Source organism: Lelliottia sp. RWM.1, assembly GCF_016859735.1.
Classification (GTDB): Bacteria; Pseudomonadota; Gammaproteobacteria; order Enterobacterales; family Enterobacteriaceae; genus Enterobacter.
Map to the genome: position 1 here is coordinate 1 of NZ_WLVC01000009.1, position 26,428 is coordinate 26,428.

The window sequence follows — 26,428 nt, forward strand, 5'->3', positions numbered from 1 at the left end:
CTCAGAAGTGAAACGCCGTAGCGCCGATGGTAGTGTGGGGTCTCCCCATGTGAGAGTAGGGAACTGCCAGGCATCAATTAAGCAGGAAACCCCGGTCCGTAAGGTCCGGGGTTTTTTGCATCTGTGTACCTGCATATTTTCGTCAGCCTCACCCTGAAACTTTCTCACCTTACTCCTGCAGACTCGACATTCTGGTTAATTCTGGGTATCGTTAGCTATCTGGATGTCTAAACGTTTATACGTATGTTGTGAGGATATAAGGTTATGCCGATTCGGGTGCAGGACGAGCTACCAGCCGTCAATTTCTTGCGTGATGAAAATGTCTTCGTAATGACGGCATCACGTGCTACAGGTCAGGAAATTCGCCCGCTGAAGGTGCTTATTCTCAACCTGATGCCCAAAAAGATCGAAACAGAAAATCAGTTCCTGCGTTTACTTTCGAATTCGCCACTGCAGGTTGATATCCAGCTGCTGCGTATCGATGCCAGAGAGTCGCGTAACACACCCACTGAGCACCTCAACAACTTCTACTGTAACTTCGACGATATCCGCGATGAGAACTTCGATGGATTGATCGTGACGGGCGCGCCGCTTGGTCTGGTTGAATTTAACGATGTAGCATATTGGCCGCAGATCAAGCAGGTTCTGGAGTGGGCAAAAGATCACGTTACCTCGACGCTGTTTGTCTGTTGGGCGGTACAAGCCGCACTGAATATTCTTTATGGCATTCCTAAGCAAACACGCACCGAGAAGCTTTCTGGCGTATACGAGCACCATATCCTTCATCCTCACGCACTACTCACCCGTGGTTTTGATGATTCCTTCCTGGCCCCGCATTCCCGGTATGCCGATTTCCCGGCACAGTTGATCCGTGATTACACCGATCTGGATATTCTTGCCGAAACGGAAAACGGTGATGCTTACCTGTTTGCCAGCAAAGATAAACGTATTGCTTTTGTTACCGGGCATCCTGAGTATGATGCGCATACCCTTGCGGCTGAATTTTTCCGCGATCAGGAAGCCGGTCTTAACCCTGATGTTCCGTACAACTATTTCCCCCAAAATGACCCGCAAAAAACACCGCCAGCTTCCTGGCGTAGCCACGGCAATTTGCTGTTTACCAACTGGCTCAACTATTACGTGTACCAAATTACACCGTACGATCTGCGACACATGAATCCAACACTGGAGTAATCTTCTGCACTAAGCGATCCTAAAGCGTTTCAGCATTCCAAATCAGGCACCCTCGGGTGCTTTTTTTATTTCCGAAACAATCTCCGACAGTAAATAAATATTTATCTCCTTAATAATCAATGCATTAATTTCATTTTAAATTAAAAATGGAAATTGTTTTTGATTTTGAAAAAATAACGGATAGTCTTAATTCTGCTGAGCGAAAATGACACAACGATCTTTCGCTCGCATCGGGAGAGTGTTTTTGGATCTTTGATGAGGAGCAGAGAAATGACGCAACAGGCAACCACGGCAGATGAACTGGCCTTTAACCAGCCACATGGCGAACAAGAACAACAAATTTTGACGCCAGATGCCGTCGAATTCCTGACCGAGCTGGTGACCCGCTTTACACCAAAGCGTAATAAGCTGCTGGCGGCACGTATTCAGCAACAACAGGAAATTGACGACGGTAAATTGCCTGATTTTATTTCGGAAACTGCTTCCATTCGAAATGGAGAGTGGAAAATTCGTGGTATTCCCCAGGATTTGCAGGATCGCCGCGTCGAGATCACCGGCCCGGTGGAGCGCAAAATGGTGATTAACGCCATGAATGCGAACGTGAAAGTCTTTATGGCTGATTTTGAAGACTCACTGGCTCCAGACTGGCGCAAAGTGATTGAAGGGCAGATCAACCTGCGTGATGCTGTTAACGGTACGATCAGCTACACCAACGAAGCCGGGAAAATTTATCAGCTCAAACCGAATCCGGCAGTACTGATTTGCCGCGTGCGTGGCCTGCATTTGCCTGAAAAGCATGTGACCTGGCGCGGCGAAGCAATCCCCGGCAGTCTTTTTGATTTCGCACTCTATTTCTTCCACAACTACAAAACCCTGCTGGCAAAAGGAAGCGGCCCCTATTTCTATCTGCCAAAAACACAGTCATGGCAGGAAGCCGCCTGGTGGAGCGAGGTCTTCAGCTATGCCGAAGACCGTTTTAATCTGCCACGTGGGACGATCAAAGCGACGCTGTTGATTGAAACATTGCCTGCGGTATTCCAGATGGACGAAATCCTGCATGCGCTGCGCGACCATATTGTCGGTCTGAACTGTGGTCGCTGGGATTACATCTTCAGCTACATCAAAACGCTGAAAAATCATGCCGACCGCGTACTGCCCGATCGCCAGGTTGTGACGATGGATAAACCGTTCCTGAGCGCCTACTCGCGTCTGTTGATTAAGACCTGCCACAAGCGTGGTGCATTTGCGATGGGCGGCATGGCGGCGTTTATCCCGAGTAAAGACGCTGAGCGAAATAACCAGGTACTGAACAAAGTGAAAGCGGATAAAGAGCTGGAAGCGCGTAACGGCCACGATGGTACATGGGTTGCTCACCCCGGCCTTGCGGATACCGCGATGGACGTTTTCAATCAGATTCTGGGCGACAATAAAAACCAGCTGTTTGTGACTCGTGAAGCTGATGCCCCAACGGCGGCGGCACAGCTGTTGGCTCCTTGTGAGGGCGAGCGTACAGAAGAAGGCATGCGCGCTAACATTCGCGTTGCAGTGCAGTACATCGAGGCATGGATTTCCGGTAATGGTTGCGTACCGATCTACGGCCTAATGGAAGACGCGGCCACGGCGGAGATCTCTCGTACCTCTATCTGGCAGTGGATCCACCACCAAAAAACACTCAGCAACGGCAAACCGGTAACGAAATCCCTGTTCCGCCAGATGCTGGCCGAAGAGATGTTGGTTATCCAGAACGAGCTGGGCGAATACCGCTTCAGCAGCGGACGTTTTGATGATGCCGCGCGCCTGATGGAGCAAATCACCACATCAGATGAATTAATCGATTTCCTCACCCTGCCTGGCTACCGCCTGCTGGCGTAATCCACCACATAACAATATGGAGCATCTGCACATGAAAACCCGTACCCAACAAATCGAAGAATTACAGAAAGAGTGGACACAACCGCGCTGGGAAGGCATTCGCCGCCCGTACAGCGCAGAGGACGTGGTGAAATTACGTGGCTCGGTCAATCCGGAATGCACGCTGGCACAGCTTGGCGCAGCGAAAATGTGGCATCTGCTGCACGGTGGTTCCAAAAAAGGGTATATCAATAGCCTGGGAGCGCTGACGGGAGGCCAGGCCTTGCAGCAGGCGAAAGCGGGTATTGAAGCCGTCTATCTTTCTGGCTGGCAGGTTGCGGCAGATGCGAACCTGGCTTCCAGTATGTATCCGGATCAGTCCCTTTACCCGGCAAACTCGGTCCCTTCTGTTGTGGATCGGATCAATAATACCTTCCGCCGTGCGGATCAGATCCAATGGTCTGCAGGCATCGAGCCAAACGATCCGCGTTTTGTGGATTACGTCCTGCCGATCGTTGCTGATGCTGAAGCCGGTTTCGGTGGTGTACTGAACGCCTTTGAACTGATGAAATCGATGATTGAGGCCGGTGCAGCGGCCGTACACTTCGAAGATCAGCTGGCGTCAGTGAAGAAATGCGGTCATATGGGCGGTAAAGTACTGGTCCCGACTCAGGAAGCAATTCAGAAACTGGTTGCTGCACGTCTGGCAGCCGATGTCCTGGGCGTACCGACGCTGGTTATTGCCCGTACTGATGCAGATGCTGCCGATCTGATTACATCCGATTGCGACCCCTACGATAGTGAATTCATCACCGGTGAGCGCACCAGCGAAGGCTTCTACCGTACGCACGCCGGTATTGAGCAAGCGATCAGCCGTGGCCTGGCGTATGCACCTTATGCGGATCTGGTCTGGTGCGAAACCTCCACCCCAGACCTGGCACTGGCGAAGCGCTTTGCCGATGCCATTCATGCGAAATATCCTGGCAAACTGCTGGCGTACAACTGTTCGCCATCGTTCAACTGGCAAAAAAATCTGGACGACAAAACTATCGCCAGTTTCCAGCAGCAGTTGTCAGAGATGGGCTACAAATACCAGTTCATCACTCTCGCGGGTATTCACAGCATGTGGTTCAACATGTTCGACCTGGCTCATGCCTACGCGCAGGGCGAAGGCATGAAGCACTATGTTGAAAAAGTACAGCAGCCAGAGTTTGCCGCCAGCAAAGAGGGTTACACCTTTGCTTCTCACCAGCAGGAAGTGGGAACAGGTTACTTCGACAAAGTCACCACCATTATTCAGGGCGGCGCTTCCTCCGTCACCGCCTTAACGGGATCAACCGAAGAAGCACAATTCTGATGTTTTCACCCTCTCCCCTCGGGGAGAGGGTTGGGTGAGGGGGAAGGTATGCCGCGCGGTCTGGAATTATTGATTGCACAAACCATTCTGCAAGGCTTTGACGCGCAGTATGGCCGTTTTCTGGAAGTCACATCTGGTGCGCAACAGCGGTTTGAACAAGCCGACTGGCATGCTGTCCAGCAGGCGATGAAGCAGCGTATTCACCTCTATGATCACCATGTGGGTTTGGTGGTAGAGCAGCTACGCTGTATCACGGATGGCAAAAGTCCGGAGGCGGCATTTTTACTGCGCGTGAAAGAGCACTACACCCACTTATTACCGGATTATCCGCGCTTCGAGATTGCGGAGAGCTTTTTCAACTCCGTCTATTGTCGGTTATTTGACCACCGCTCGTTATCTCCTGAGCGGTTATTTATTTTTAGCTCACAACCTGAACGTCGCTTCCGCTCCATCCCACGTCCGTTGGCGAAAGATTTTCATCCCGACCACGGCTGGGAGACGTTACTGCACCGTGTATTAACCGATTTACCGTTACGCTTACCCTGGCAGAATAAGTCCCGGGATATTGGCTATGTCACTGCACATCTTCGCGAAACCTTCGGGGATGAAGTGTTAAACCTCAGCCATTTGCAGGTCGCGAATGAGCTATTTTATCGTAATAAAGCGGCCTGGCTGGTGGGAAAGCTGGTCACACCGTCCGCCACGGTTCCTTTCCTGTTGCCGATCCATCGCACTGATGATGGGGAATTGTTTGTCGATACTTGCCTGACAACCAGCGCCGAGGCCAGTATTGTTTTTGGCTTTGCCCGGTCCTATTTTATGGTTTATGCCCCACTGCCCGCCGCGTTAGTGGAGTGGCTGCGTGAATTGTTGCCGGGAAAAACCACCGCTGAATTGTATATGGCAATTGGTTGCCAGAAACACGCCAAGACAGAAAGCTACCGGGAATATCTCCATTATATCGCCAGCGCCGACGAGCAATTTATCGAGGCGCCAGGGATTCGCGGTATGGTGATGCTGGTTTTCACCCTGCCGGGTTTTGACCGAGTATTCAAGGTGATAAAGGATAAATTCGCCCCACAGAAAGAGATGACTGCCGCACACGTTCGGGCCTGCTATCAACTGGTCAAAGAGCACGATCGCGTCGGACGGATGGCGGATACTCAGGAGTTTGAAAACTTCGTGCTGGATAAACAGCAGATTGATCCCGCATTAATGGCGCTTTTACTGCAGGAGGTTCCCGGCAAGATCACCGATCTTGGCGACAAAATTGTCATTAGCCATCTTTATATCGAGCGACGTATGGTTCCGCTGAATATCTGGCTGGAAAAGTCAGAAGGCCAGGCGCTGCGAGATGCGATCGAAGAGTATGGCAATGCCATTCGCCAGCTTGCTGCTGCCAACATTTTTCCTGGCGATATGCTGTTCAAAAACTTCGGGGTCACACGTCATGGACGCGTGGTGTTCTACGATTACGACGAAATTTGCTATATGACCGAGGTGAATTTCCGCGATATCCCGCAGCCTCGCTACCCTGAAGATGAACTGTCCGGTGAGCCCTGGTACAGCGTTTCGCCTGGCGACGTTTTCCCGGAAGAGTTCCGTCATTGGCTGTGTGCCGACCCGCGTATCGGACCCCTATTTGAAGAGATGCATGACGACCTGTTCCGTGCCAGCTACTGGCGTGGCCTGCAAACGCGGATTAAAAATGGGCATGTGGAAGATGTGTACGCCTACCGCCGGCGGCAGCGTTTTTGCGTGAGGTACGCGGCTTGATTTTCCCCCTGTGGGAGAGGACATCAAGCCGCATTCAATCTTAACGGATCCCACCGTAGGCCAGTGTGACCTCTTTTGCCGCTTTAATCACCAGCGCACCCAACTCGGTTACGCGGTCATCGGTCATGCGGGAGATCGGGCCTGAAATCGAGATTGCAGCGAACGGTTCGCGGTGCTCATCAAAAATACAGGCCGCCAGACAACGCAGACCCAGCGCATGTTCCTCATCATCAAACGAGTAACCACGTTTGCGGGTCAGGGCTAAATCTTCTTTCAGATGTACCGGTGACACCAGGGTGGCGTGAGTGTAGGCATGCAACCCTTTGCGGTGCAGCAAACCGGTCACTTGCTCTTCGCTTAATTGCGACAGAAATGCTTTGCCCGCCCCTGAGGCATGCATCGGTAGCTTACCGCCAATTGGCGCAGACATACGCATAAGCTGCGTACATTGCACTTGGTCGATGATAATCGCCTGATGATCGCTCTGGTCCAGCACCGCCAGGTTCACCGTTTCACCAGAGTCTTCCATCAGCTTGCGCAGAATAGGGTGCACAATCGCCAGCAGATTACGGCTTTGCAGGAAACTACTGCCGACGATAAATGCATGCGCGCCAATCGCCCAATGGCCCAGTTCGCCGACCTGTCGCACAAAACCTAGCTGTTGCATGGTGGTCAGCAGACGGTGCGTGGTGGAGTTGGGTAAGCCCGCCTGTTGTGCCAGTTCTGTCAGCGCAACACTGCCGTGCGATTCAGCTATCCATTCCAGCAGTTTCAGACCACGCGTCAGTGATTGAACCTGGCCGCCGGGTTGTGTGGCAGTGGTGGCAGCAGGTTTTCTGCCGCGTTTAGCGGGAACGGTAGCGACCATGACGGACTCCTTTTCTGTATCGTGGAAATCATTTTCGTTTTATTTGGTGATTTTGCAACCGTTATCCTGACTGATCGGAGGAGTGATGGTGAACATGTCTCATGTTACCGCTGAGTGACTTTTCCACCCTGCGAGATTATGCCAGTATGGACTGCTGGCCTTTTGGCCTGGTTGAGCGTTGTCGGGAGCAAGTGTGAGCAGCAAAGTAGAGCAACTGCGTGCGCAGTTAAATGAACGAATTCTGGTGCTGGACGGCGGCATGGGAACCATGATCCAGAGCTATCGTCTGAGTGAAGAGGATTTCCGTGGAGAGCGCTTTGCCGACTGGCCTTGCGATCTGAAAGGGAACAACGACCTGCTGGTTCTGAGTAAACCGTCGGTCATTGCGGCTATCCACAACGCTTATTTCGAGGCGGGCGCGGATATCGTTGAAACCAACACGTTCAACTCGACAACCATTGCCATGGCGGATTACCAGATGGAATCCCTGTCGGCGGAAATCAACGTTGAAGCGGCGAAGATGGCTCGTGCCTGCGCCGATGAATGGACCGCTCGCACGCCGGAAAAACCACGCTATGTCGCCGGCGTTCTCGGGCCGACGAACCGGACGGCGTCCATTTCGCCCGATGTGAACGATCCCGCATTCCGTAATATTACGTTTGATCAGCTGGTGGCCGCTTACCGTGAATCAACCAAAGCACTGGTGGAGGGGGGTTCCGATCTCATTATGATCGAAACGGTGTTCGATACTCTCAACGCCAAAGCCGCGATATATGCAGTAAAAGAAGAGTTCGACGCGCTGGGTGTTGATCTGCCGATCATGATTTCCGGCACAATCACCGATGCCTCAGGACGTACGCTTTCCGGCCAGACGACCGAAGCTTTCTATAACTCTCTGCGGCATGCCGATGCGCTAACCTTCGGTCTTAACTGTGCGCTGGGGCCAGATGAACTGCGCCAATACGTGCAGGAACTTTCCCGCATTGCTGAGTGTTATGTCACTGCACACCCTAATGCAGGCCTGCCGAACGCGTTTGGCGAATACGATCTTGATGCGGACACCATGGCGGCGCAAATCCGTGAATGGGCTGAATCTGGTTTCCTGAACATCGTCGGGGGCTGTTGTGGTACGACGCCGGAACATATTGCTGCCATGAGCAATGCTGTTGCTGGGTTACCGCCGCGCAAGCTGCCTGAACTGCCGGTAGCCTGTCGTCTTGCCGGTCTTGAGCCGCTGACGATCGGCGATGACAGCCTGTTTGTGAACGTCGGTGAACGAACCAACGTAACCGGTTCTGCTAAGTTCAAGCGTCTGATTAAAGAAGAGAAGTATAACGAAGCGTTAGACGTGGCTCGCCAGCAGGTGGAAAGCGGGGCGCAGATTATCGATATCAACATGGATGAGGGGATGCTCGACGCTGAAGCGGCAATGGTGCGCTTCCTCAACCTGATTGCCGGTGAGCCGGACATCGCGCGCGTGCCGATCATGATCGACTCCTCAAAATGGGACGTCATCGAGAAGGGACTGAAGTGCATTCAGGGGAAAGGGATCGTCAACTCTATCTCGATGAAAGAGGGGATCGAACCTTTTATCCACCATGCGAAGCAGGTCCGCCGCTATGGTGCTGCAGTGGTAGTGATGGCCTTTGACGAGATCGGCCAGGCAGATACCCGCGAACGTAAAATCGAGATTTGCCGTCGTGCGTATAAAATTCTGACGGAAGACGTTGGTTTCCCGCCGGAAGATATTATCTTCGACCCGAACATTTTTGCGGTGGCAACGGGTATTGAAGAGCACAACAATTATGCTCAGGATTTTATCGGGGCATGTGAGGACATTAAACGCGAGCTGCCGCACGCGTTGATTTCGGGCGGTGTCTCCAATGTCTCCTTCTCATTCAGGGGGAACGACCCGGTCCGTGAAGCCATCCACGCCGTGTTCCTGTACTACGCCATCCGTAATGGCATGGACATGGGGATCGTGAATGCCGGGCAACTGGCGATTTACGACGATCTGCCAGCAGAGCTGCGCGACGGCGTAGAAGATGTGATCCTTAACCGTCGTGATGACGCCACCGAGCGCATGCTGGAACTGGCGGAAAAATATCGCGGCAGTAAATCCGATGATGCTGTAAACATCCAGCAGGCCGAATGGCGTGCCTGGGATGTGAGAAAACGTCTGGAATATTCACTGGTCAAAGGCATTACCGAGTTTATTGAGCTGGATACTGAAGAAGCTCGCCAGCAGGCCACGCGTCCGATAGAGGTCATTGAAGGGCCGCTGATGGATGGTATGAACGTGGTGGGCGATCTGTTCGGTGAGGGCAAAATGTTCCTGCCGCAGGTGGTGAAATCCGCGCGTGTGATGAAACAGGCCGTGGCGTATCTGGAACCGTATATTGAAGCCAGTAAAGAAAAAGGCTCCAGTAACGGCAAGATGGTTATTGCCACCGTGAAGGGTGACGTCCATGACATCGGCAAGAACATTGTGGGTGTGGTATTGCAATGCAATAACTACGAAATTATCGATCTGGGCGTGATGGTCCCGGCGGACAAAATTCTCAAAACCGCGCGTGAAGTTAACGCCGACCTGATTGGTCTGTCTGGCCTTATTACCCCGTCTCTGGATGAAATGGTTAACGTTGCGAAGGAGATGGAGCGCCAGGGCTTTACCATTCCGCTGCTGATTGGCGGGGCGACGACCTCAAAAGCGCATACGGCCGTCAAAATCGAGCAGAATTACAGTGGGCCAACGGTTTATGTCCAGAACGCCTCACGTACCGTCGGTGTGGTTTCTGCATTACTGTCTGATACACAACACGATGATTTTGTTGCAAGAACCCGCAAAGAGTACGAAACCGTCCGCATTCAGCACGCCCGTAAGAAACCGCGAACCCCGCCGGTGACGTTGGCAGCGGCACGCGATAACGACCTGGCATTCGACTGGGCCAGCTATACGCCACCGGTGGCGCACCGCCTGGGCGTGCAGGAGGTTTCAGCCAGTATCGAAACTCTGCGCAACTACATCGACTGGACGCCGTTCTTTATGACCTGGTCACTGGCGGGTAAATACCCACGCATCCTCGAAGATGAGGTGGTAGGCGAAGAGGCGAAACGTCTGTTCCAGGATGCCAACGATATGCTCGACCAGTTGAGTGCTGCGAAAACCCTCAACCCGCGTGGCGTAGTCGGGCTTTTCCCGGCCAACCGTGTCGGTGATGATGTGGAAATCTATCGTGATGAAACGCGAACCCATGTGCTGGCGGTGAGCCGCCATCTGCGTCAGCAAACTGAGAAAGTGGGTTTTGCCAACTACTGTCTGGCCGATTTTGTCGCGCCAAAACTTTCCGGTAAAGCCGACTATATTGGCGCGTTTGCCGTGACCGGCGGCCTGGAAGAAGATGCGCTGGCAGATGCCTTCGAAGCGCAGCACGATGATTACAACAAAATCATGGTTAAGGCGATTGCAGACCGTCTGGCGGAAGCCTTCGCAGAATACCTGCATGAGCGCGTGCGCAAAGTGCACTGGGGTTATGCTGCCAATGAAAATCTCAGTAATGAAGAGCTGATCCGCGAAAACTATCAGGGGATCCGCCCGGCTCCGGGGTATCCGGCATGTCCAGAGCATACCGAGAAAGGTACGATCTGGCAGTTGCTGGATGTGGAAACTCACACCGGGATGAAGCTGACGGAATCCTTCGCCATGTGGCCAGGTGCATCTGTTTCTGGCTGGTATTTCAGTCACCCTGACAGCAAATACTTCGCGGTTGCGCAGCTTCAGCGCGACCAGGTGGAAGACTACGCGCAGCGTAAAGGGATGAGCGTGTCAGACGTTGAGCGCTGGTTAGCGCCAAATCTCGGCTACGACGCGGACTAACGTCACTTTTCCTTACAACAAACAGGGCGCTCATTGGGCGCCCTGTCTCTTTCTTGTGTTTAAACCCTTATACTGGATGAAGGAACACATAACGATAAGGAGAACCCACTTCCGTGCTGACTCTGTTACACCTGCTTTCTGCCGTGGCGCTGCTGGTCTGGGGCACGCATATTGTCCGTACCGGCGTCATGCGTGTCTTTGGCGCGCGTTTACGTACCGTACTGAGCCGCAGTGTGGAGAAAAAACCGCTCGCATTCTGCGCGGGTATTGGCGTCACCGCGCTGGTTCAAAGCAGTAACGCCACCACGATGCTCGTCACCTCGTTTGTGGCGCAAGATTTGGTGGCGTTGACTCCAGCACTGGTGATTGTGCTCGGTGCGGATGTCGGGACCGCGCTGATGGCGCGTATTCTGACCTTCGATCTCTCCTGGCTGTCACCACTGCTGATTTTTATCGGCGTTATCTTTTTCCTCGGTCGCAAGCAGACACGCTCAGGGCAGCTTGGTCGTGTGGGCATTGGTCTTGGTCTGATCCTGCTGGCGCTGGAGCTGATTGTCCAGGCAGTCACACCGATTACGCAGGCCAATGGCGTGCAGGTGATTTTCGCCTCGTTAACGGGCGATATTATGCTGGATGCGCTGATCGGCGCAGTCTTTGCCATTATCAGTTATTCCAGTCTGGCCGCTGTATTGCTGACGGCCACGCTGGCAAGTGCAGGGGCGATCTCCTTCCCGGTGGCGCTATGTCTGGTGATCGGTGCTAACCTGGGCTCAGGCCTGCTGGCGATGCTCAATAACAGCGCGGCTAATGCAGCCGCACGCCGCGTTGCGCTAGGAAGCTTGCTGTTTAAGCTGGTGGGGAGCCTGATCATCCTGCCGTTCGTCCATATCCTGGCAGACGTCATGCACAAGCTACCGTTGCCGGATGCCGAACTGGTTATCTACTTCCACGTGTTCTACAACCTCATCCGTTGCCTGGCGATGGTTCCTTTTGCGGAACCCATGGCGCGATTCTGTAAACGGATGATCCGTGACGAGCCTGAGCTGGACCCTCGCCTGAAACCTAAGCACCTGGATACCTCGGCACTGGATACACCGGCACTTGCGCTTGCCAATGCTGCCCGTGAGACGTTGCGTATGGGTGATGCCATGGAACAGATGCTCGAAGGTTTACAAAAAGTGATGCATGGCGAACCGCGCGAAGAGAAAGAGCTGCGCAAACTGGCAGACGACATCAACGTGCTTTATACCGCCATCAAGCTCTATCTGGCGCGTATGCCGCAGGATGAGCTGGCTGAGGAAGAGTCGCGCCGCTGGGCGGAGATTATCGAGATGTCACTCAACCTGGAACAGGCATCGGATATCGTCGAACGCATGGGGAGCGAGATTGCAGATAAGTCGCTGGCCGCGCGTCGCGCGTTTTCCATCGAAGGGTTAAAAGAGCTTGAGGCACTACATGAACAACTGTTGAGTAACCTCCAGTTGGCAATGTCGGTCTTCTTCTCGGGTGACGTCCCCAGTGCACGACGCTTGCGCCGTAACAAACATCGTTTCCGGATCCTCAACCGCCGCTATTCACATGCGCACGTTGAACGTCTGCATCAGCAAAACGTGCAGAGCATTGAGACCAGCTCCCTGCATCTGGGGTTGCTGGGCGATATGAAACGTCTTAACTCGTTGTTCTGTTCTGTGGCGTATAGCGTGATGGAACAGCCCGATGAAGATGATGAGCGGGATGATTATTAATTTCCAGCGTGTTTGATTGTTAGCCCAAAACCCAATGCTTTCATGACCGCTAGGGTGGTTCTAAGCGTTGGGTTTCCCTTATCACTGAATGACCGGTAAAGCTGCTCCCGTGATAAGCCGGTTTGCTGTGAAATGTTTGACATTCCTTTGACTCGCGCGACAACGCCCAGGGCTTTAGCGATAATCGTCTTTGCTCGCCGATCTGTTAGTTTTTGCTCCCAGCGGCGGAAGGATTCTGTCTGAACGATCTCCTTCATATTACTCACTGTAATTTATAAACTACAAATGATTGTGTCTGGAAAGCAAAACTAAAAGGTATGAGCATGCAGGCAAATGACAGGGCGCTAAATCCGGAAAGCATCTCGCAAACTAAAAAACCCGTCTTAGTTACCGTAGGCTGATCTTTTTACCTGCCCAAACCTAAGGTATATTTCGCCTCTACAGGAGAAATTATGCTGCCAACTCAATCAACCCGATTAAACAAATACATCAGCGAGAGCGGAATTTGCTCGCGCCGTGAGGCTGACCGTTACATCGAGCAGGGTAACGTGTTTATCAACGGTAAACGCGCCACCATTGGCGATCAGGTTGTTTCTGGTGATGTGGTGAAAGTGAATGGTCAACTTATCGAGCCAAGAGATGAAGAAGACCTGGTGTTTATCGCGTTGAACAAGCCAGTGGGTATCGTCAGTACCACGGAAGAGGGTGAGCGAGACAACATTGTTGATTTCGTGAACCACAGTAGCCGTATTTTCCCGATTGGTCGTCTGGATAAAGACTCGCAAGGGCTGATCTTTCTCACCAACCACGGCGATTTGGTGAACAAAATCCTGCGCGCGGGCAACGACCATGAAAAAGAGTATATCGTTACGGTCAATAAACCTGTCACCGATGAATTTATCCGTGGCATGGGGGCGGGTGTACCGATTCTTGGAACAGTCACGAAAAAGTGTAAGGTGAAAAAAGAAGCGCCGTTTGCGTTTCGCATTACCCTGGTTCAGGGACTAAACCGCCAAATCCGTCGTATGTGTGAACACTTTGGCTATGAAGTGACGAAGCTGGAGCGTACGCGCATCATGAACGTCAGCCTTTCCGGTATTCCGCTGGGAGAATGGCGTGACCTGACAGGTGATGAGCTGATTGAGTTATTTAAGCTTATTGAGAATTCGTCGTCAGAGGCGAAGCCAAAAGCGAAGGCAAAACCCAAAACCCAGAGCGTCAAACGTCCTGTCGTGAGCGCACCTAAATCCAGCGAAAAAGATCGCGGAAAACCTGCCGGGAAACGCTTTGTTCAACCAGGTCGCAAAAAGAAAGGGCGCTAATTAGCGCCTTCCACGTGTTGAAGTATTTGCCGACCACGAAAACGTGGATTCGGTATCTGGCTTATAAGCCTGCTGCTTCTTCAACTTACGGGCTTTTTTAGCGTCGACTTCGCGTTGAGCCATCAGTTTGTCGATGTACTCTTTTTTAACCTGATTGGTTTCGGCATTGGTCAGCGTACGGCCATGTGCGATACGGGCGCGATCGAGCAGGGTTTTGAGTTCACGCTGCTCGCTTTCCGTCATGTCTTTCTGGGTCAGTCTCGGTATTGCCATCGCTGAAGCCTCCTGTGGAAGAGGCTTCAGTGTAAGGCATGTCAGACGTGTCGCGAAGTGAATTAACCCTCTTTCACCACATCTTTTTTCTGTTGTTCTTCAATCGGTTTACCGGACCAGTAACCCGCCAGCAGCGAGCCTGAAAGGTTATGCCATACGGAGAACAACGCGCCAGGCAGTGCCGCAAGTGGTGAGAAGTAGATTTTGCCGAGTGCGGCTGCCAGGCCTGAGTTCTGCATCCCCACTTCAATTGCCAGCGTGCGACAGGTGGATTCGTCAAAGCCAAATAATTTGCCTCCCCAGTACCCACCCAACAGGCCAATGGTGTTATGCAGCACGACAGCGATGATCACCACAAAGCCCACGGAAGCTATATGCGACGCTGAACCCGCCACCACGGCGCTGATAATTGCCAAAATACAGAGCATCGAAAATGCCGGAAGATAGGGTTCAATGGCTTTCACCACCCGGGGGAAAAGGTGGTGGATCACCAGACCAAGCGCAATCGGGATCACCACGATTTGCAGGATGCTGAGCAGCATGCCCATCACATCTACCTGGATATGTGCATCGACATACAGGCGTGTCAGCAAAGGTGTGGCAATGACGCCAGCCAGCGTGGAGACGGACGAAATGGTAACTGAAAGCGCCACATCGCCTTTCGCCAGATAGATCATCACGTTGGAGGCTGTACCACTGGCCACACTGCCGACCAGCACCATTCCGGCAGATAAATCCGGCGGCATCTTAAACGCCATCGCCAGCAGCCAGGCGGCCAGCGGCATAACCAGATAGTGCAAGAAAATTCCCGCGGCCACAGGGGCAGGGCGTGACAGCACACGTTTAAAGTCATCAATTTTTAGGTGTACGCCCATCCCCAGCATAATCAGCATGAGAAGCGTCGTAACCCAGGGGCCGATGGGGATAAAGGTTGTAGGGGTATAATACGCGAGTACAGAAAGCAGCAGCGCCCATAACGGGAACAGCCGCGTGATAGCGGATAACATAGGTATTCCTTGCGATTGTGTTGTTTAGTTATGAAAAAGCCGGGTCTGTGCCCGGCTTATAGATATTGTTTATCGTGCTAACGAATTTTATTCAAACAAATTCTGATGAAGTTTTTGCACGACCTGCTCTGCCTGATCCGCGGGAACAAGGAAGCAGAGGTTGTAACTGGATGCACCGTAGCAAATCATACGAATGCTGAACGGATCGAGGACGCCGAAGACTTCTTTGCCCACACCGCAGGCGCGCGACAGTTTGTTGCCGATGATGGCGACCAGTGCCAGATCTTCTTCCACTTCCACGCGACACAATTCGGACAGCTCCATCAGCAATGACTGCGTCAGTAGCGTATCGCCAGTCGAGGTTGACCCTGTGGTGTCCAGCGTTAACGCTACGCTGACTTCGGAGGTGGTGATCAGGTCCACGGAGATATTGTGGCGTGCCAGAATCCCAAACACTTCCGCGAGGAACCCGCGAGAGTGCAACATGTTCAGGCTGTGCAACGTGACCAGCGTCTGCTTACGACGTAACGCCAGTGCACGGAACAGCGGTGGATTTTCCGTTTTCTTGCAAACCAGCGTCCCGCCCGCTTTGGGATCTTTACTGGAGCCAACGAAGACCGGAATGTCGCTACGTACGGCAGGCAACAGTGTTGCAGGATGCAGTACTTTCGCACCGAAAGTTGCCATTTCGGCAGCTTCTTCAAAGGCAATCACATCAATACGTTTAGCGGCTGCTACTACGCGTGGGTCCGTGGTGTAAATGCCCGGAACATCAGTCCAGATATCTACGCGGGAGGCATGCAGCGTTTCACCCAGCAGTGCTGCCGTGTAGTCACTACCGCCACGGCCTAACGTGGTAGTGCGGCCTTTGGCTTCACTACCGATAAAGCCCTGAGTAATCACCATACCTTCGGCCAGGCGTGGCGTCAGTTGCTGGGCGGTCAATTCTGCCAGCATCTCTACGTCCGGTTCAGCGCGGCCAAAGCGGTCGCTGGTGCGCATGACTTTACGAACGTCAAACCACTGCGCCAAAACCTCGCGCTCACGCAGGATCTCAACAAACAGCAGGGTGGACATCAGTTCACCGTGGCTGACCAGTTCGTCAGTCAGCGCGGTGGATGTCGCCAGCGAAGCGGCTTCTGCCAGAGTGGTGATGTTCTCAAGCAGGCGTTCAACTTCCTCGCGAATCACCTGAGGATTCTTCATACGTTCGAGAATATTGAACTGAATCTTGCGCAGGGCATCAAGCTTAACGAAGCGTTCAGTCGCTTCCAGACCTTCAGAGAGAGCAACCAACAGGTTGGTTACCCCAGCGGATGCGGAGAGCACCACCAGTCGGGTATTCGGATCGGCCAGCACTACATCAGCGCTGCGGTTCATGGCATCGTAATCAGCCACGCTTGTACCGCCAAATTTGGCGACAACAAAACTCGTCATAACTTCCTCGTGTCAGGGAATGAATAAAGCGACCTTGGCACAAGAATGAAACAAAAGCAGGTGCAGGCGCAAAATACCGCCCTATAAATAAAATGCGGGGCGAATCATGTCAACGCTGGGATTATGCGGATTTTTTATGGGGTCTCCCCCCTGAGTAACAGGACTTATAACAGCTATACTTTTTGTGCCTTTTTGCCTGCGTTTGACGCAGGCCAGGACAATGGCATAAAAACCATCACAATTTTCACCCGCAGGCGCTACAATCGACCGCAGTCACAATTCTCAAATCAGAAGAGTATTGCTAATGAAAAACATCAACCCAACGCAGACCGCTGCCTGGCAGGCACTACAAAAACACTTTGATGAAATGAAAGATGTCACTATTGCGGACCTGTTCGCGAAAGATGGCGATCGTTTCACTAAATTCTCCGCGACCTTCGACGACCTGATGCTGGTGGATTTCTCCAAAAACCGCATTACCGAAGAAACGCTGGCGAAATTGCAGGATCTGGCGAAAGAGACCGAACTGGCGGATGCCATTAAGTCTATGTTCTCTGGTGAGAAAATTAACCGCACCGAAGACCGTGCCGTGCTGCATGTGGCGTTGCGTAACCGTAGCAATACCCCCATCATCGTTGACGGCAAAGATGTGATGCCGGAAGTGAATGCGGTGCTGGAAAAGATGAAAGCGTTCTCTGAAGCGATCATCTCCGGTCAGTGGAAAGGGTATACCGGCAAAGCAATTACCGACGTGGTTAACATCGGTATCGGCGGTTCTGACCTCGGCCCATTCATGGTGACCGAAGCGCTGCGTCCTTATAAAAATCACCTCAACATGCACTTTGTTTCCAACGTCGATGGTACGCACATCGCTGAAGTGCTGAAAAAGGTAAACCCAGAGACAACGCTGTTCCTGGTCGCGTCCAAAACCTTCACTACGCAAGAAACCATGACCAACGCCCACAGCGCGCGTGACTGGTTCCTCAAAACCGCAGGTGACAACAAGCATGTGGCGAAACACTTCGCTGCGCTGTCTACCAACGGTAAAGCGGTGGGTGAGTTCGGTATTGATACGGCAAACATGTTTGAGTTCTGGGACTGGGTTGGCGGTCGTTACTCTCTGTGGTCTGCTATCGGCCTGTCGATCATCCTGTCCGTTGGTTTCGACAACTTTGTTGAGCTGCTTTCCGGCGCACACGCGATGGATAAGCACTTTGCCACGACAGCACCAGAGAAAAACCTGCCTGTACTGCTGGCGCTGATCGGCATCTGGTACAACAATTTCTTCGGTGCTGAAACCGAAGCGATTCTGCCGTACGACCAGTATATGCACCGCTTTGCGGCGTATTTCCAGCAGGGCAACATGGAATCCAACGGTAAATACGTTGACCGTAACGGCAACGCGGTGGATTACCAGACTGGCCCAATCATCTGGGGTGAGCCGGGTACGAATGGTCAGCACGCGTTCTACCAGCTGATTCACCAGGGAACCAAAATGGTTCCCTGTGATTTCATCGCGCCAGCCATCACTCACAACCCGTTGTCCGATCACCATCCGAAGCTGCTGTCTAACTTCTTTGCCCAGACTGAAGCGCTGGCGTTCGGTAAATCCCGTGAAGTGGTTGAGCAAGAATACCGTGACCAGGGTAAAGACCCGGCAACGCTTGATCACGTTGTTCCGTTCAAAGTATTCGAAGGTAACCGTCCGACCAACTCCATCCTGCTGCGCGAAATCACACCGTTCAGCCTGGGTGCGCTGATTGCGCTGTACGAACACAAGATCTTCACTCAGGGTGCGATCCTGAACATCTTCACCTTCGACCAGTGGGGCGTTGAACTGGGTAAACAGCTGGCAAACCGCATTCTGCCAGAACTGGGTGATGATCAATCCATTACCACTCACGACAGCTCGACGAATGGTTTGATTAACCGCTATAAATCATGGCGCGCTTAATCACAAATACGTAAGCAATGCCGGCGAAATGCCGGCATTTTTTTTATCAGATAAATCCTGATGTCTGTTATTTAACGCAAATATCTATTATGAGTTTAATCTGAAAAACATCGTTAACCCGTTAATTACTGCGGTTTACTTTAGGAATATACGGAGGATTTAATAATATTGATTATGTTGTAACTTATTGATTATCATTTGATTATAATTTATTTATTCTTGTTTTAATTTCTTTATTATCCAATAGTCCGAAAACAACCATCCTATTTCCTCATTCAGCAATCCCGCTGCTTTAGTTGTGTATACTCGAATCCGCCTGAATTTCATTTCAGGCAAATCTCCATTCATTCATTGAAGGGAAATTGTTATGAAGAAAATACTGTATGGCATTTTTGCCATATCTGCGCTTGCGGCGACGTCTGTGTATGCAGCTCCGGTTCAGGTCGGGGATGCAGCAGGCTCGGCAGCGACGTCTGCGTCTGCGGGAAGTTCTACTGCAGCCAGCACGAGCACCGTGAGTTCAGCCGTGGGTGTCGCGCTCGCGGCAACCGGTGGCGGTGATGGCTCCAATACCGGAACCACGACCACCACGACAACAAGCACCCGATAGTCCGGGTGCATTAACTCTAACCACACTTCGGTGTGGTTATTCCGCCCCCCGGAGAAGAGTCGTGAAGCGACCTGGAATCATTCTGATTTGCCTGCTTTTACAGGCGTGTTCAGCCACCACGAAAGGGCTGGGAAACTCACTGTGGGACAGCGTATTTGGTACGCCTGGCGTACATCTGACCGATGACGAACTCCAGAATATGCCGTACGCCAGCCAGTACATGCAGTTAAACGATGGCCCGCAGCTGTTTGTGGTGCTCGCTTTCTCTGAAAACGGGCAGCAGAAATGGGTGACGCAGGATCAGGCCACCATCGTGACGCAGCATGGGCGCATCGTGAAAACCTTGCTCGGAGGCGACAACCTGCTGGAGGTGAATAATATTGCAGCCGACCCACTCATAAACCCGAACCACATCACGGACGGAGCAAGCTGGACACGCACGCTTGGCTGGACCGAGCATAAACAGGTGCGTTATGCGACGGCGCGATCCACCTTCCGCTGGGATGGCCAGGACAGTGTCAGCGTAGGAAGCGACACCACCCCGGTTCGGGTGCTTGATGAAGAGGTGGTCACTGACCAGGCAACCTGGCATAACCGTTTCTGGATCGATGATGAAGGGCAGATCCGCCAGTCATTGCAATATCTTGGCGCAGACTTCTTCCCGGTAAAAACCACCCTGATTAAGGCAGCGAAAGCATGAAAACACTCTTTTTTGCTGTGTTGATGGGGAGTCTTCTTACACCGCTGGCATGGTCGGCGGGGACGGTGAAGGTCTACACCGCTGACAGCACGCAACCCAAAACATTATCCAATGCAGAGCATCTGCTCGATCTTGTTGGGCAACCCCGGCTGGCCAACAGCTGGTGGTCTGGTGCGGTGATCGGCGAACGGCAGGCAACGGCACGAGCGGAACAGCAGCAGCAGGCGCTGTTAGCCAGGCTGACAGCACTGGCAGGACAAGAGCATGGCGAAGATGCGGCAGCCATTAACAGTGTTCGCCAGCAACTGAAGGCCCTGAAAGTCACGGGTCGTCAGCAGGTGAATCTGGACCCCGACAAGGTCCGTGTTGCTGAAAAGGGTAACCCGACTCTGGAAGGGGAATACACGCTGTGGCTCCCGGCGCAACCATCGACCATCACGGTGGCCGGGCTCATCAGCAGCCCTGGCAAAAAGCCCTTTACACCAGGACGAGATGTGGCGGGCTATCTCGATGAACAGCATCTGCTGAGTGGTGCGGAAAACAGCTATGCCTGGGTTGTGTATCCGGATGGTCATACTCAGAAAGTCCCGGTTGCGTACTGGAACAAGCGCCATATCGAACCGATGCCCGGCAGCGTGATTTTTGTCGGTTTTGCCGACCATTTCTGGACGAAGGATTATGACGGGCTGAATGCCGATATCCTTCACTCCTTCGCGCAGCGGATACCGGACTAATGAAAAGAACTTATCTCTACAGCATGCTGGCGCTGTGCGTAAGTGCCGCCTGCCATGCCGAAACTTACCCTGCGCCAGTCGGGCCTTCGCAGTCAGATTTTGGCGGCGTAGGTTTACTGCAAACCCCCACGGCACGCATGGCGCGTGAAGGCGAATTAAGCCTTAACTACCGCGATAACGACCAATATCGCTACTACTCTGCATCAGTGCAGTTGTTCCCCTGGCTCGAAACTACCTTGCGCTATACCGATGTACGCACCAAAGCATACAGTAGCGTTGAAGCCTTCTCCGGTAACCAGACCTATAAAGACAAAGCCTTCGATGTGAAGGTGCGTTTGTGGGAAGAGAGCTACTGGATGCCACAGGTATCAGTAGGGGCGAGGGATATCGGTGGTACGGGTCTGTTCGACGCCGAGTACATCGTGGCGAACAAAGCCTGGGGACCGTTCGATTTCTCTCTGGGGATGGGCTGGGGTTATCTCGGAACCCGCGGTAACGTGAAAAACCCGTTCTGCTCCTACAGTGAAAAGTATTGCTATCGCGACAACAGCTATCAAAAAGCGGGGTCGATCAACGGCGACCAGATGTTCCACGGCCCGGCTTCGCTGTTTGGGGGCGTTGAGTACCAGACCCCATGGCAACCGTTGCGGCTGAAGCTGGAATATGAGGGCAACAACTATACCCAGGATTATGCAGGTAAGCTTGAACAGCGGAGTGCATTCAACGTTGGGGCGATTTATCGCGTCACCGACTGGGCTGACGTTAACCTGAGCTATGAGCGTGGCAACACCTTCATGTTTGGCGTCACGCTGCGGACTAACTTCAGCGATATGCGCCCACATTACAACGACAATACGCGGCCAACATACCAGCCAGAACCGCAGGATGCGATCATTCAGCATTCCGTGGTCGCCAATCAGCTGACGCTGCTGAAATACAATGCAGGGTTTGCCGATCCGAAAATTCAGGCGAAAGGTGACACCCTGTATGTCACAGGGGAGCAGGTGAAATACCGTGATTCCCGTGAGGGGATCGAACGTGCCAACCGGATCATCATGAACGATCTCCCCGAGGGGATCCGCACGATCCGCGTGACGGAGAATCGTCTTAACCTGCCACAAGTGACGACGGAGACCGATGTTGCCAGCCTTAAACGTCATCTTGAAGGCGAGCCGTTGGGACATGAAACTGAGCTGGTGCAAAAACGCATTGAACCGGTGGTTCCACAAACAACCGAACAGGGCTGGTACATCGACAAATCGCGTTTTGATTTCCATATCGACCCTGTACTGAACCAGTCCGTTGGCGGGCCGGAAAACTTCTATATGTACCAGTTTGGGGTGATGGCGACCGCCGATTTGTGGATGACAGACCACCTGCTAACCACCGGTAGTCTGTTTGGCAATGTGGCTAACAACTACGGTAAATTTAACTACACCAACCCGCCAAATGACTCGACGCTGCCGCGCGTGCGTACCCGTGTGCGTGAATATGTACAAAACGATGTGTATGTGAATAACCTGCAGGCCAACTACTTCCAGTACTTCGGTAACGGATTCTACGGCCAGGTCTACGGGGGGTATCTGGAAACAATGTACGGTGGCGCAGGGGCCGAGGTGCTGTATCGTCCGGTCGACAGTGACTGGGCATTCGGGGTTGATGCCAACTACGTTAAGCAGCGTGACTGGCGCAGTGCGCAGGATATGATGAAGTTCACTGATTACAGCGTGAAAACTGGCCACCTGACGGCCTACTGGACACCATCATTCGCCCAGGATGTGCTGGTGAAAGCCAGTGTTGGACAGTATCTGGCCGGTGACAAAGGCGGCACACTGGATATCTCCAAACACTTCGACAGCGGTGTCGTGGTTGGCGGTTATGCGACTATCACCAATGTCTCGCCAGAGGAATATGGGGAAGGGGATTTCACCAAAGGTGTGTATGTGTCGATTCCACTGGATCTCTTCTCATCAGGGCCAACCCGCAGTCGTGCGGCAATTGGCTGGACGCCACTGACACGTGATGGGGGACAACAGCTTGGGCGTAAGTTCCAGCTGTATGACATGACCAGCGATAAGAACATTAACTTCCGCTAGCACTCCAGGCCGGGCGGCATTTCGTTTGCCCGGCCTGTGGTTTTACAGGCCCGGTAAGCGCATGCGGGCGAATCACAAACGGCGCATCAACCTTGCCGGGTTCCCGGCATAGACACCTTTCTCGACAATCGATTTCGTTACCACGCTTCCTGCACCAATCACTACCCCGTCGCAGATAGAAACAGACAGAATGGTCGCACCGCTGCCTATTGAGACATCATTACCCACGGTAATCCGTCCCCAACTGTTGCGGTCCGCATTGGGTTTACCTTCTCGAAACATATCGTTGGCAAACATCACCCCATGACCGATAAAACAGCGGTCGCCGAGAGTGACATACTCGCAAATGAAGGTGTGCGACTGGATCTTGCTACCGTCACCAATGCGCGTATTGCCCTGGATTTCAACAAACGGGCCGATGAATACATCGTTGCCAAGCGTGCAGTCATAAAGATTGGCGGGTTCGTATACGGTCACATTGTCGCCGTAAGTTACGTTTCGCACCCCGGTTGGTTTACGCTCCATCAGTTTGCTCCCTACATAAAACATAATTAAAAAATATAGATCTCTGTCACATTTTTGCGTTATACAGGAATCTCGCCCTGGAGAATGAGGTGCTGTATGACATCCCTGACTCGCCCGCGCGTTGAGTTTATCTCAACCATCCTCCAGACCGTGCTAAACCTCGGTCTGTTGAGCCTTGGCCTGATACTGGTGGTCTTCCTGGGTAAAGAAACGGTGCATCTGGCGGATGTGCTGTTTGCCCCCGAACAAACCAGCAAGTATGAGCTGGTGGAAGGACTGGTGGTCTATTTTCTCTACTTTGAATTTATCGCCCTGATTGTGAAGTATTTTCAATCCGGATTTCACTTCCCGCTACGCTATTTTGTCTATATCGGGATCACCGCAATTGTGCGGCTGATCATCGTCGATCATAAATCCCCGCTCGACGTGCTGATCTATTCAGCTGCGATTCTGTTGCTCGTGATCACCCTCTGGCTGTGTAACTCGAAGCGGCTGAAACGCGAATAAAAAAATGGCGGCCCGGAGGCCGCCTAACAACAGTCACAAGTTGGGTCAATACAATACGTCAAAGTTGAGGGTTGCAGTGGCTTGGAACAATGAAACTTAACCTTTCACACCGCCCGCCGTCAGGCCGTTGACCAGCCAGCGTTGTGCCAGCAGGAATACCACGGTAATCGGGATGGCAGAGAGTACAGCCGCAGCGGCAAAGTCGCCCCACAGGTAGTTTTGCGGGTTGAGGTATTGCTGCATACCCACGGCCAGGGTGTAGCTGTTTACATCACGCAGCAGCAGTGATGCGACCGGGACTTCGGTAATGGCTGCGATGAACGAGAGAATAAACACTACCGCCAGGATAGGGACTGACAGCGGCAGCAGTACCAGACGGAATGCCTGCCACGGCGTTGCGCCATCCAGCGCAGCTGCTTCTTCCAGCGAGCCGTCAATGGTCTCGAAATACCCTTTAATGGTCCACACATGCAGGGCGATCCCCCCCAGATACGCGAAGATCACGCCGCCGTGGGTGTTCAGGCCGATAAATGGTACATACTGGCCCAAACGGTCAAACAAGGCGTACAAGGCAACCAGCGACAGAACCGCAGGGAACATCTGGAAAATCAGCATCCCTTTCAGCAGTGCGGCTTTACCAGGGAAGCGCATGCGGGCAAAGGCATAAGCACAGGTTGTGGAGAGAGTCACGATGCCAAGTGCGGTGATCCCGGCGATTTTCACCGAGTTCCACAGCCATAACAGGACCGGGAATGGCGGTGGCGTGACGCGGCCATCCGCATGTTCAACACTGAAACCTAAGGCTAATTTCCAGTGCTCCCAGGATATTTCGTCCGGGATCAGACTCCCGGTGGCAAAGTTACCCGAACGCAGGGAGATGGCGATGACCATCAGCAGCGGGAACATGATGGCCGCGATAAAAATCAGCAGCCCTAAGTGCGTCGCGAAGAGGCGCAATTTCTGAGATTTGGGTTGTACCATTGCCATGATCGATGCCCTCCTTAGTCAAATTTCATGCGTGTTGCTTTCAGGTTCACAATCGCCAGAGCGCCTACCAGCAGGAAGATCAGGGTGGCAATCGCTGCCGCCAGACCGAAGTCCTGACCGCCGCCGCCTTCAAAGGCAATACGGTAGGTGTAGCTTACGAGCAGGTCGGTGTAGCCTGCTGGTGTCGTTGTCCCGAGGCGATCCGGACCACCGTTGGTTAACAACTGAATCAGCACGAAGTTGTTAAAGTTAAAGGCAAAGCTGGCAATCATCAGCGGCGTCAGCGGCTTAATGAGCAGCGGGAGTGTGATCTTAAAGAAGTTCTGGAATGGGCCTGCGCCATCCATTGCTGAGGCTTCATACAGATCGTCCGGAATCGCCTTCAGCAGCCCCATGCACAGGATCATCATGTACGGATAACCGAGCCAGGTGTTGACGATGATAATCATCGAACGGGCGGTCGTCGGGTCGCTGAACCAGGCGGGTTTGATACCGAACAGCGCGCTCAGCATCATGTTGATTTCACCGAAGCTCTGGTTGAACAGGCCTTTGAAAATCAGAATCGAGATAAACGACGGGACGGCATAAGGGAGAATCAACAGCACGCGGTAAATCGCTTTGCCCTTGAGAGATTCCCATTGCACCAGACAGGCCAGTACCATCCCCACGGCGACAGTCAAAATCACGGTCAGTACCGAGAAGACCACCGTCCAGACGAAAATAGCGAAGAATGGTTTCTGGATCCCCTCGTCGGTAAAGACGCGGGTGAAGTTGTCCCAGCCGATAGTCACGGTGTAGCCTGGGCTGAGTTTTTCATCGCCCCATTTACCGTCGGCTGTAATGGACTGATAGAAGCCAATATCGTTGTTCGGGCGATACTTCACGCCACTTTGGTTGTTGGTGAGCGTACCGTCATTCGCAAGTGTGTACAGCGGTTGTGTGCCGGAGAACTGGCGCAGTGAGCTCATGGTCACTTTGCTTTCATCGGGCAGTACAGCGGTTAACTGGGTCAGCGCCTGACGATTTTGGGTAATAATGCGCAGATTGGCACGTTCACCTTCTGGCAGGGCCGCGGCCTCTTTTAAGGACAGTTTTTGCGCGCCGCCAAATTTGAACGCGTCAGAAACAAAGTTCTTGCCGCTTTCTTCGTCAGTGAGTGCTAACTTCCAGTCGCTCCCTTCTGGATACAGGCCAAAGTTAAAAGTTTTTCCTGCCTGGTAAGACCGATCCATCAGCACTTGCTGGGCGCGCTCCTGAGCGAGCTGGTTGGTGCTGCTGTAGTTAGTGAAGGCGATAGCAATAGTACAAATCAGTGGGAACAAGACGAACAGCCCCATCCCGGCGACACCTGGATACACATAGCGCCAGGCATAGGCTTTACGGTTGGCGAAAATATACAGGCCAGCAGAGCTTAAAATCAGCGTCATGATGGCGAACAGGTATTCCCCCTGTACGTACATTAAAACAACAAGGTAACCCACCAGTAAGCACAGCAGACCAATCACTGACCATTTCAGCGTGTCGCTTTGCCACCAGTGTTTCTTTTTAATGACATCCATGGGGTTCTTCCTCTACAACGTGTGATCTTTTCTCCCTCTCCAGAGGGAG

The 26,428-nt window shown here is 52.7% G+C and carries 21 protein-coding genes; 13 read left to right on the forward strand and 8 right to left on the reverse strand.

Going from position 1 to position 26,428, the window contains the following annotated elements:
• Nucleotides 1-264: 264 nt before the first annotated feature.
• From metA to aceK, 4 genes are all read left to right on the forward strand, one after another.
• A complete protein-coding gene (metA, locus tag GF617_RS09475) occupies nucleotides 265-1,194 on the forward strand; it encodes a homoserine O-succinyltransferase (RefSeq protein ID WP_181621806.1) in 930 nt (309 codons plus the stop codon).
• 270 nt (nucleotides 1,195-1,464) lie between these two features.
• Entirely contained in the window at nucleotides 1,465-3,066 is a 1,602-nt protein-coding gene (aceB, locus tag GF617_RS09480; protein WP_203451559.1) for a malate synthase A, read from the forward strand.
• Nucleotides 3,067-3,097: 31 nt separating this feature from the next.
• Nucleotides 3,098-4,402, forward strand: coding sequence for an isocitrate lyase (gene aceA / locus GF617_RS09485; RefSeq protein ID WP_203451560.1), 1,305 nt, complete (start codon nucleotides 3,098-3,100; stop codon nucleotides 4,400-4,402).
• Nucleotides 4,403-4,450: 48 nt separating this feature from the next.
• A complete protein-coding gene (gene aceK, locus GF617_RS09490) occupies nucleotides 4,451-6,178 on the forward strand; it encodes a bifunctional isocitrate dehydrogenase kinase/phosphatase (protein WP_203451561.1) in 1,728 nt (575 codons plus the stop codon).
• A 40-nt stretch (nucleotides 6,179-6,218) separates the two neighbouring features.
• Here aceK and iclR read toward each other — a convergent pair whose 3' ends face one another.
• Entirely contained in the window at nucleotides 6,219-7,046 is an 828-nt protein-coding gene (iclR, locus tag GF617_RS09495) for a glyoxylate bypass operon transcriptional repressor IclR (RefSeq protein ID WP_181621810.1), read from the reverse strand.
• 193 nt (nucleotides 7,047-7,239) lie between these two features.
• Here iclR and metH point away from each other — a divergent pair, with 193 nt between their 5' ends.
• Together metH and GF617_RS09505 are read left to right on the forward strand one after the other, a co-directional pair.
• The gene (metH, locus tag GF617_RS09500; protein WP_203451562.1) at nucleotides 7,240-10,923 is read left to right on the forward strand and encodes a methionine synthase; all 3,684 of its coding nucleotides are present in this window, start codon (nucleotides 7,240-7,242) and stop codon (nucleotides 10,921-10,923) included.
• A 113-nt stretch (nucleotides 10,924-11,036) separates the two neighbouring features.
• Nucleotides 11,037-12,668 carry a Na/Pi cotransporter family protein gene (locus GF617_RS09505; protein WP_181621812.1) on the forward strand — a complete coding sequence of 544 codons (1,632 nt, stop codon included), beginning with the start codon at nucleotides 11,037-11,039 and terminating at the stop codon, nucleotides 12,666-12,668.
• Here the strand turns inward: GF617_RS09505 and GF617_RS09510 are convergent.
• Nucleotides 12,665-12,925: an addiction module antidote protein gene (locus tag GF617_RS09510; protein WP_181621813.1), complete on the reverse strand. Its 261-nt coding sequence runs from the start codon at nucleotides 12,923-12,925 to the stop codon at nucleotides 12,665-12,667. The two genes, GF617_RS09505 and GF617_RS09510, sit on opposite strands and share 4 nt — an antisense overlap.
• Nucleotides 12,926-13,120: 195 nt before the next feature.
• Between GF617_RS09510 and rluF the strand changes: the two genes are divergently transcribed.
• Complete coding sequence (gene rluF / locus GF617_RS09515) at nucleotides 13,121-13,990, forward strand: 23S rRNA pseudouridine(2604) synthase RluF (RefSeq protein WP_181621814.1); 870 nt, start codon at nucleotides 13,121-13,123, stop codon at nucleotides 13,988-13,990.
• Here the strand turns inward: rluF and GF617_RS09520 are convergent, their stop codons facing one another.
• The 3 genes from GF617_RS09520 to lysC form a co-directional block, all read right to left on the reverse strand.
• Nucleotides 13,991-14,263: a DUF3811 domain-containing protein gene (locus GF617_RS09520; protein WP_181621815.1), complete on the reverse strand. Its 273-nt coding sequence runs from the start codon at nucleotides 14,261-14,263 to the stop codon at nucleotides 13,991-13,993.
• Nucleotides 14,264-14,325: 62 nt separating this feature from the next.
• Nucleotides 14,326-15,270 (reverse strand): ketopantoate/pantoate/pantothenate transporter PanS, encoded by a 945-nt coding sequence (panS, locus tag GF617_RS09525; RefSeq protein WP_203451563.1) that lies wholly within the window; start codon nucleotides 15,268-15,270, stop codon nucleotides 14,326-14,328.
• 87 nt (nucleotides 15,271-15,357) lie between these two features.
• On the reverse strand, nucleotides 15,358-16,707 hold the full coding sequence (gene lysC / locus GF617_RS09530; RefSeq protein WP_203451564.1) for a lysine-sensitive aspartokinase 3: 1,350 nt from the start codon (nucleotides 16,705-16,707) through the stop codon (nucleotides 15,358-15,360).
• Nucleotides 16,708-17,011: 304 nt separating this feature from the next.
• Here lysC and pgi point away from each other — a divergent pair, with 304 nt between their 5' ends.
• From pgi to GF617_RS09555, 5 genes are all read left to right on the forward strand, one after another.
• Nucleotides 17,012-18,661 (forward strand): glucose-6-phosphate isomerase, encoded by a 1,650-nt coding sequence (gene pgi, locus GF617_RS09535; RefSeq protein WP_181621818.1) that lies wholly within the window; start codon nucleotides 17,012-17,014, stop codon nucleotides 18,659-18,661.
• A 367-nt stretch (nucleotides 18,662-19,028) separates the two neighbouring features.
• Nucleotides 19,029-19,271, forward strand: coding sequence for an exopolysaccharide production protein YjbE (yjbE, locus tag GF617_RS09540; protein ID WP_181621819.1), 243 nt, complete (start codon nucleotides 19,029-19,031; stop codon nucleotides 19,269-19,271).
• Nucleotides 19,272-19,332: 61 nt separating this feature from the next.
• Nucleotides 19,333-19,971, forward strand: coding sequence for a YjbF family lipoprotein (locus tag GF617_RS09545; protein WP_181621820.1), 639 nt, complete (start codon nucleotides 19,333-19,335; stop codon nucleotides 19,969-19,971).
• A complete protein-coding gene (locus GF617_RS09550; RefSeq protein ID WP_181621821.1) occupies nucleotides 19,968-20,705 on the forward strand; it encodes a capsule biosynthesis GfcC D2 domain-containing protein in 738 nt (245 codons plus the stop codon). The genes GF617_RS09545 and GF617_RS09550 overlap by 4 nt, the downstream gene beginning before the upstream one ends.
• Nucleotides 20,705-22,801 (forward strand): YjbH domain-containing protein, encoded by a 2,097-nt coding sequence (locus GF617_RS09555; protein WP_203451565.1) that lies wholly within the window; start codon nucleotides 20,705-20,707, stop codon nucleotides 22,799-22,801. The genes GF617_RS09550 and GF617_RS09555 overlap by 1 nt, the downstream gene beginning before the upstream one ends.
• 72 nt (nucleotides 22,802-22,873) lie before the next feature.
• Here GF617_RS09555 and GF617_RS09560 read toward each other — a convergent pair whose 3' ends face one another.
• The gene (locus GF617_RS09560) at nucleotides 22,874-23,326 is read right to left on the reverse strand and encodes an acyltransferase (RefSeq protein ID WP_375289932.1); all 453 of its coding nucleotides are present in this window, start codon (nucleotides 23,324-23,326) and stop codon (nucleotides 22,874-22,876) included.
• 96 nt (nucleotides 23,327-23,422) lie between these two features.
• Between GF617_RS09560 and psiE the strand changes: the two genes are divergently transcribed.
• Nucleotides 23,423-23,833 (forward strand): phosphate-starvation-inducible protein PsiE, encoded by a 411-nt coding sequence (gene psiE, locus GF617_RS09565; protein ID WP_014068487.1) that lies wholly within the window; start codon nucleotides 23,423-23,425, stop codon nucleotides 23,831-23,833.
• Nucleotides 23,834-23,929: 96 nt separating this feature from the next.
• Here psiE and malG read toward each other — a convergent pair whose 3' ends face one another.
• Complete coding sequence (gene malG, locus GF617_RS09570; protein ID WP_181621823.1) at nucleotides 23,930-24,820, reverse strand: maltose ABC transporter permease MalG; 891 nt, start codon at nucleotides 24,818-24,820, stop codon at nucleotides 23,930-23,932.
• Between the two features lie 14 nt (nucleotides 24,821-24,834).
• The gene (gene malF, locus GF617_RS09575) at nucleotides 24,835-26,379 is read right to left on the reverse strand and encodes a maltose ABC transporter permease MalF (protein WP_181621824.1); all 1,545 of its coding nucleotides are present in this window, start codon (nucleotides 26,377-26,379) and stop codon (nucleotides 24,835-24,837) included.
• Between the last annotated feature and the right edge of the window lie 49 nt (nucleotides 26,380-26,428).

Excerpts from the sequence above, each read along its gene's own strand:
- metA (WP_181621806.1), top strand. The coding sequence starts at position 265 with ATGCCGATTCGGGTGCAGGACGAGCTACCAGCCGTCAATTTCTTGCGT.
- aceB (WP_203451559.1), top strand. The coding sequence starts at position 1,465 with ATGACGCAACAGGCAACCACGGCAGATGAACTGGCCTTTAACCAGCCA.
- aceA (WP_203451560.1), top strand. The coding sequence starts at position 3,098 with ATGAAAACCCGTACCCAACAAATCGAAGAATTACAGAAAGAGTGGACA.
- aceK (WP_203451561.1), top strand. The coding sequence starts at position 4,451 with ATGCCGCGCGGTCTGGAATTATTGATTGCACAAACCATTCTGCAAGGC.
- iclR (WP_181621810.1), bottom strand. The coding sequence starts at position 7,046 with ATGGTCGCTACCGTTCCCGCTAAACGCGGCAGAAAACCTGCTGCCACC.
- GF617_RS09510 (WP_181621813.1), bottom strand. The coding sequence starts at position 12,925 with ATGAAGGAGATCGTTCAGACAGAATCCTTCCGCCGCTGGGAGCAAAAA.
- rluF (WP_181621814.1), top strand. The coding sequence starts at position 13,121 with ATGCTGCCAACTCAATCAACCCGATTAAACAAATACATCAGCGAGAGC.
- GF617_RS09520 (WP_181621815.1), bottom strand. The coding sequence starts at position 14,263 with ATGGCAATACCGAGACTGACCCAGAAAGACATGACGGAAAGCGAGCAG.
- panS (WP_203451563.1), bottom strand. The coding sequence starts at position 15,270 with ATGTTATCCGCTATCACGCGGCTGTTCCCGTTATGGGCGCTGCTGCTT.
- lysC (WP_203451564.1), bottom strand. The coding sequence starts at position 16,707 with ATGACGAGTTTTGTTGTCGCCAAATTTGGCGGTACAAGCGTGGCTGAT.
- pgi (WP_181621818.1), top strand. The coding sequence starts at position 17,012 with ATGAAAAACATCAACCCAACGCAGACCGCTGCCTGGCAGGCACTACAA.
- yjbE (WP_181621819.1), top strand. The coding sequence starts at position 19,029 with ATGAAGAAAATACTGTATGGCATTTTTGCCATATCTGCGCTTGCGGCG.
- GF617_RS09550 (WP_181621821.1), top strand. The coding sequence starts at position 19,968 with ATGAAAACACTCTTTTTTGCTGTGTTGATGGGGAGTCTTCTTACACCG.
- GF617_RS09555 (WP_203451565.1), top strand. The coding sequence starts at position 20,705 with ATGAAAAGAACTTATCTCTACAGCATGCTGGCGCTGTGCGTAAGTGCC.
- GF617_RS09560 (WP_375289932.1), bottom strand. The coding sequence starts at position 23,326 with ATGGAGCGTAAACCAACCGGGGTGCGAAACGTAACTTACGGCGACAAT.
- psiE (WP_014068487.1), top strand. The coding sequence starts at position 23,423 with ATGACATCCCTGACTCGCCCGCGCGTTGAGTTTATCTCAACCATCCTC.
- malG (WP_181621823.1), bottom strand. The coding sequence starts at position 24,820 with ATGGCAATGGTACAACCCAAATCTCAGAAATTGCGCCTCTTCGCGACG.
- malF (WP_181621824.1), bottom strand. The coding sequence starts at position 26,379 with ATGGATGTCATTAAAAAGAAACACTGGTGGCAAAGCGACACGCTGAAA.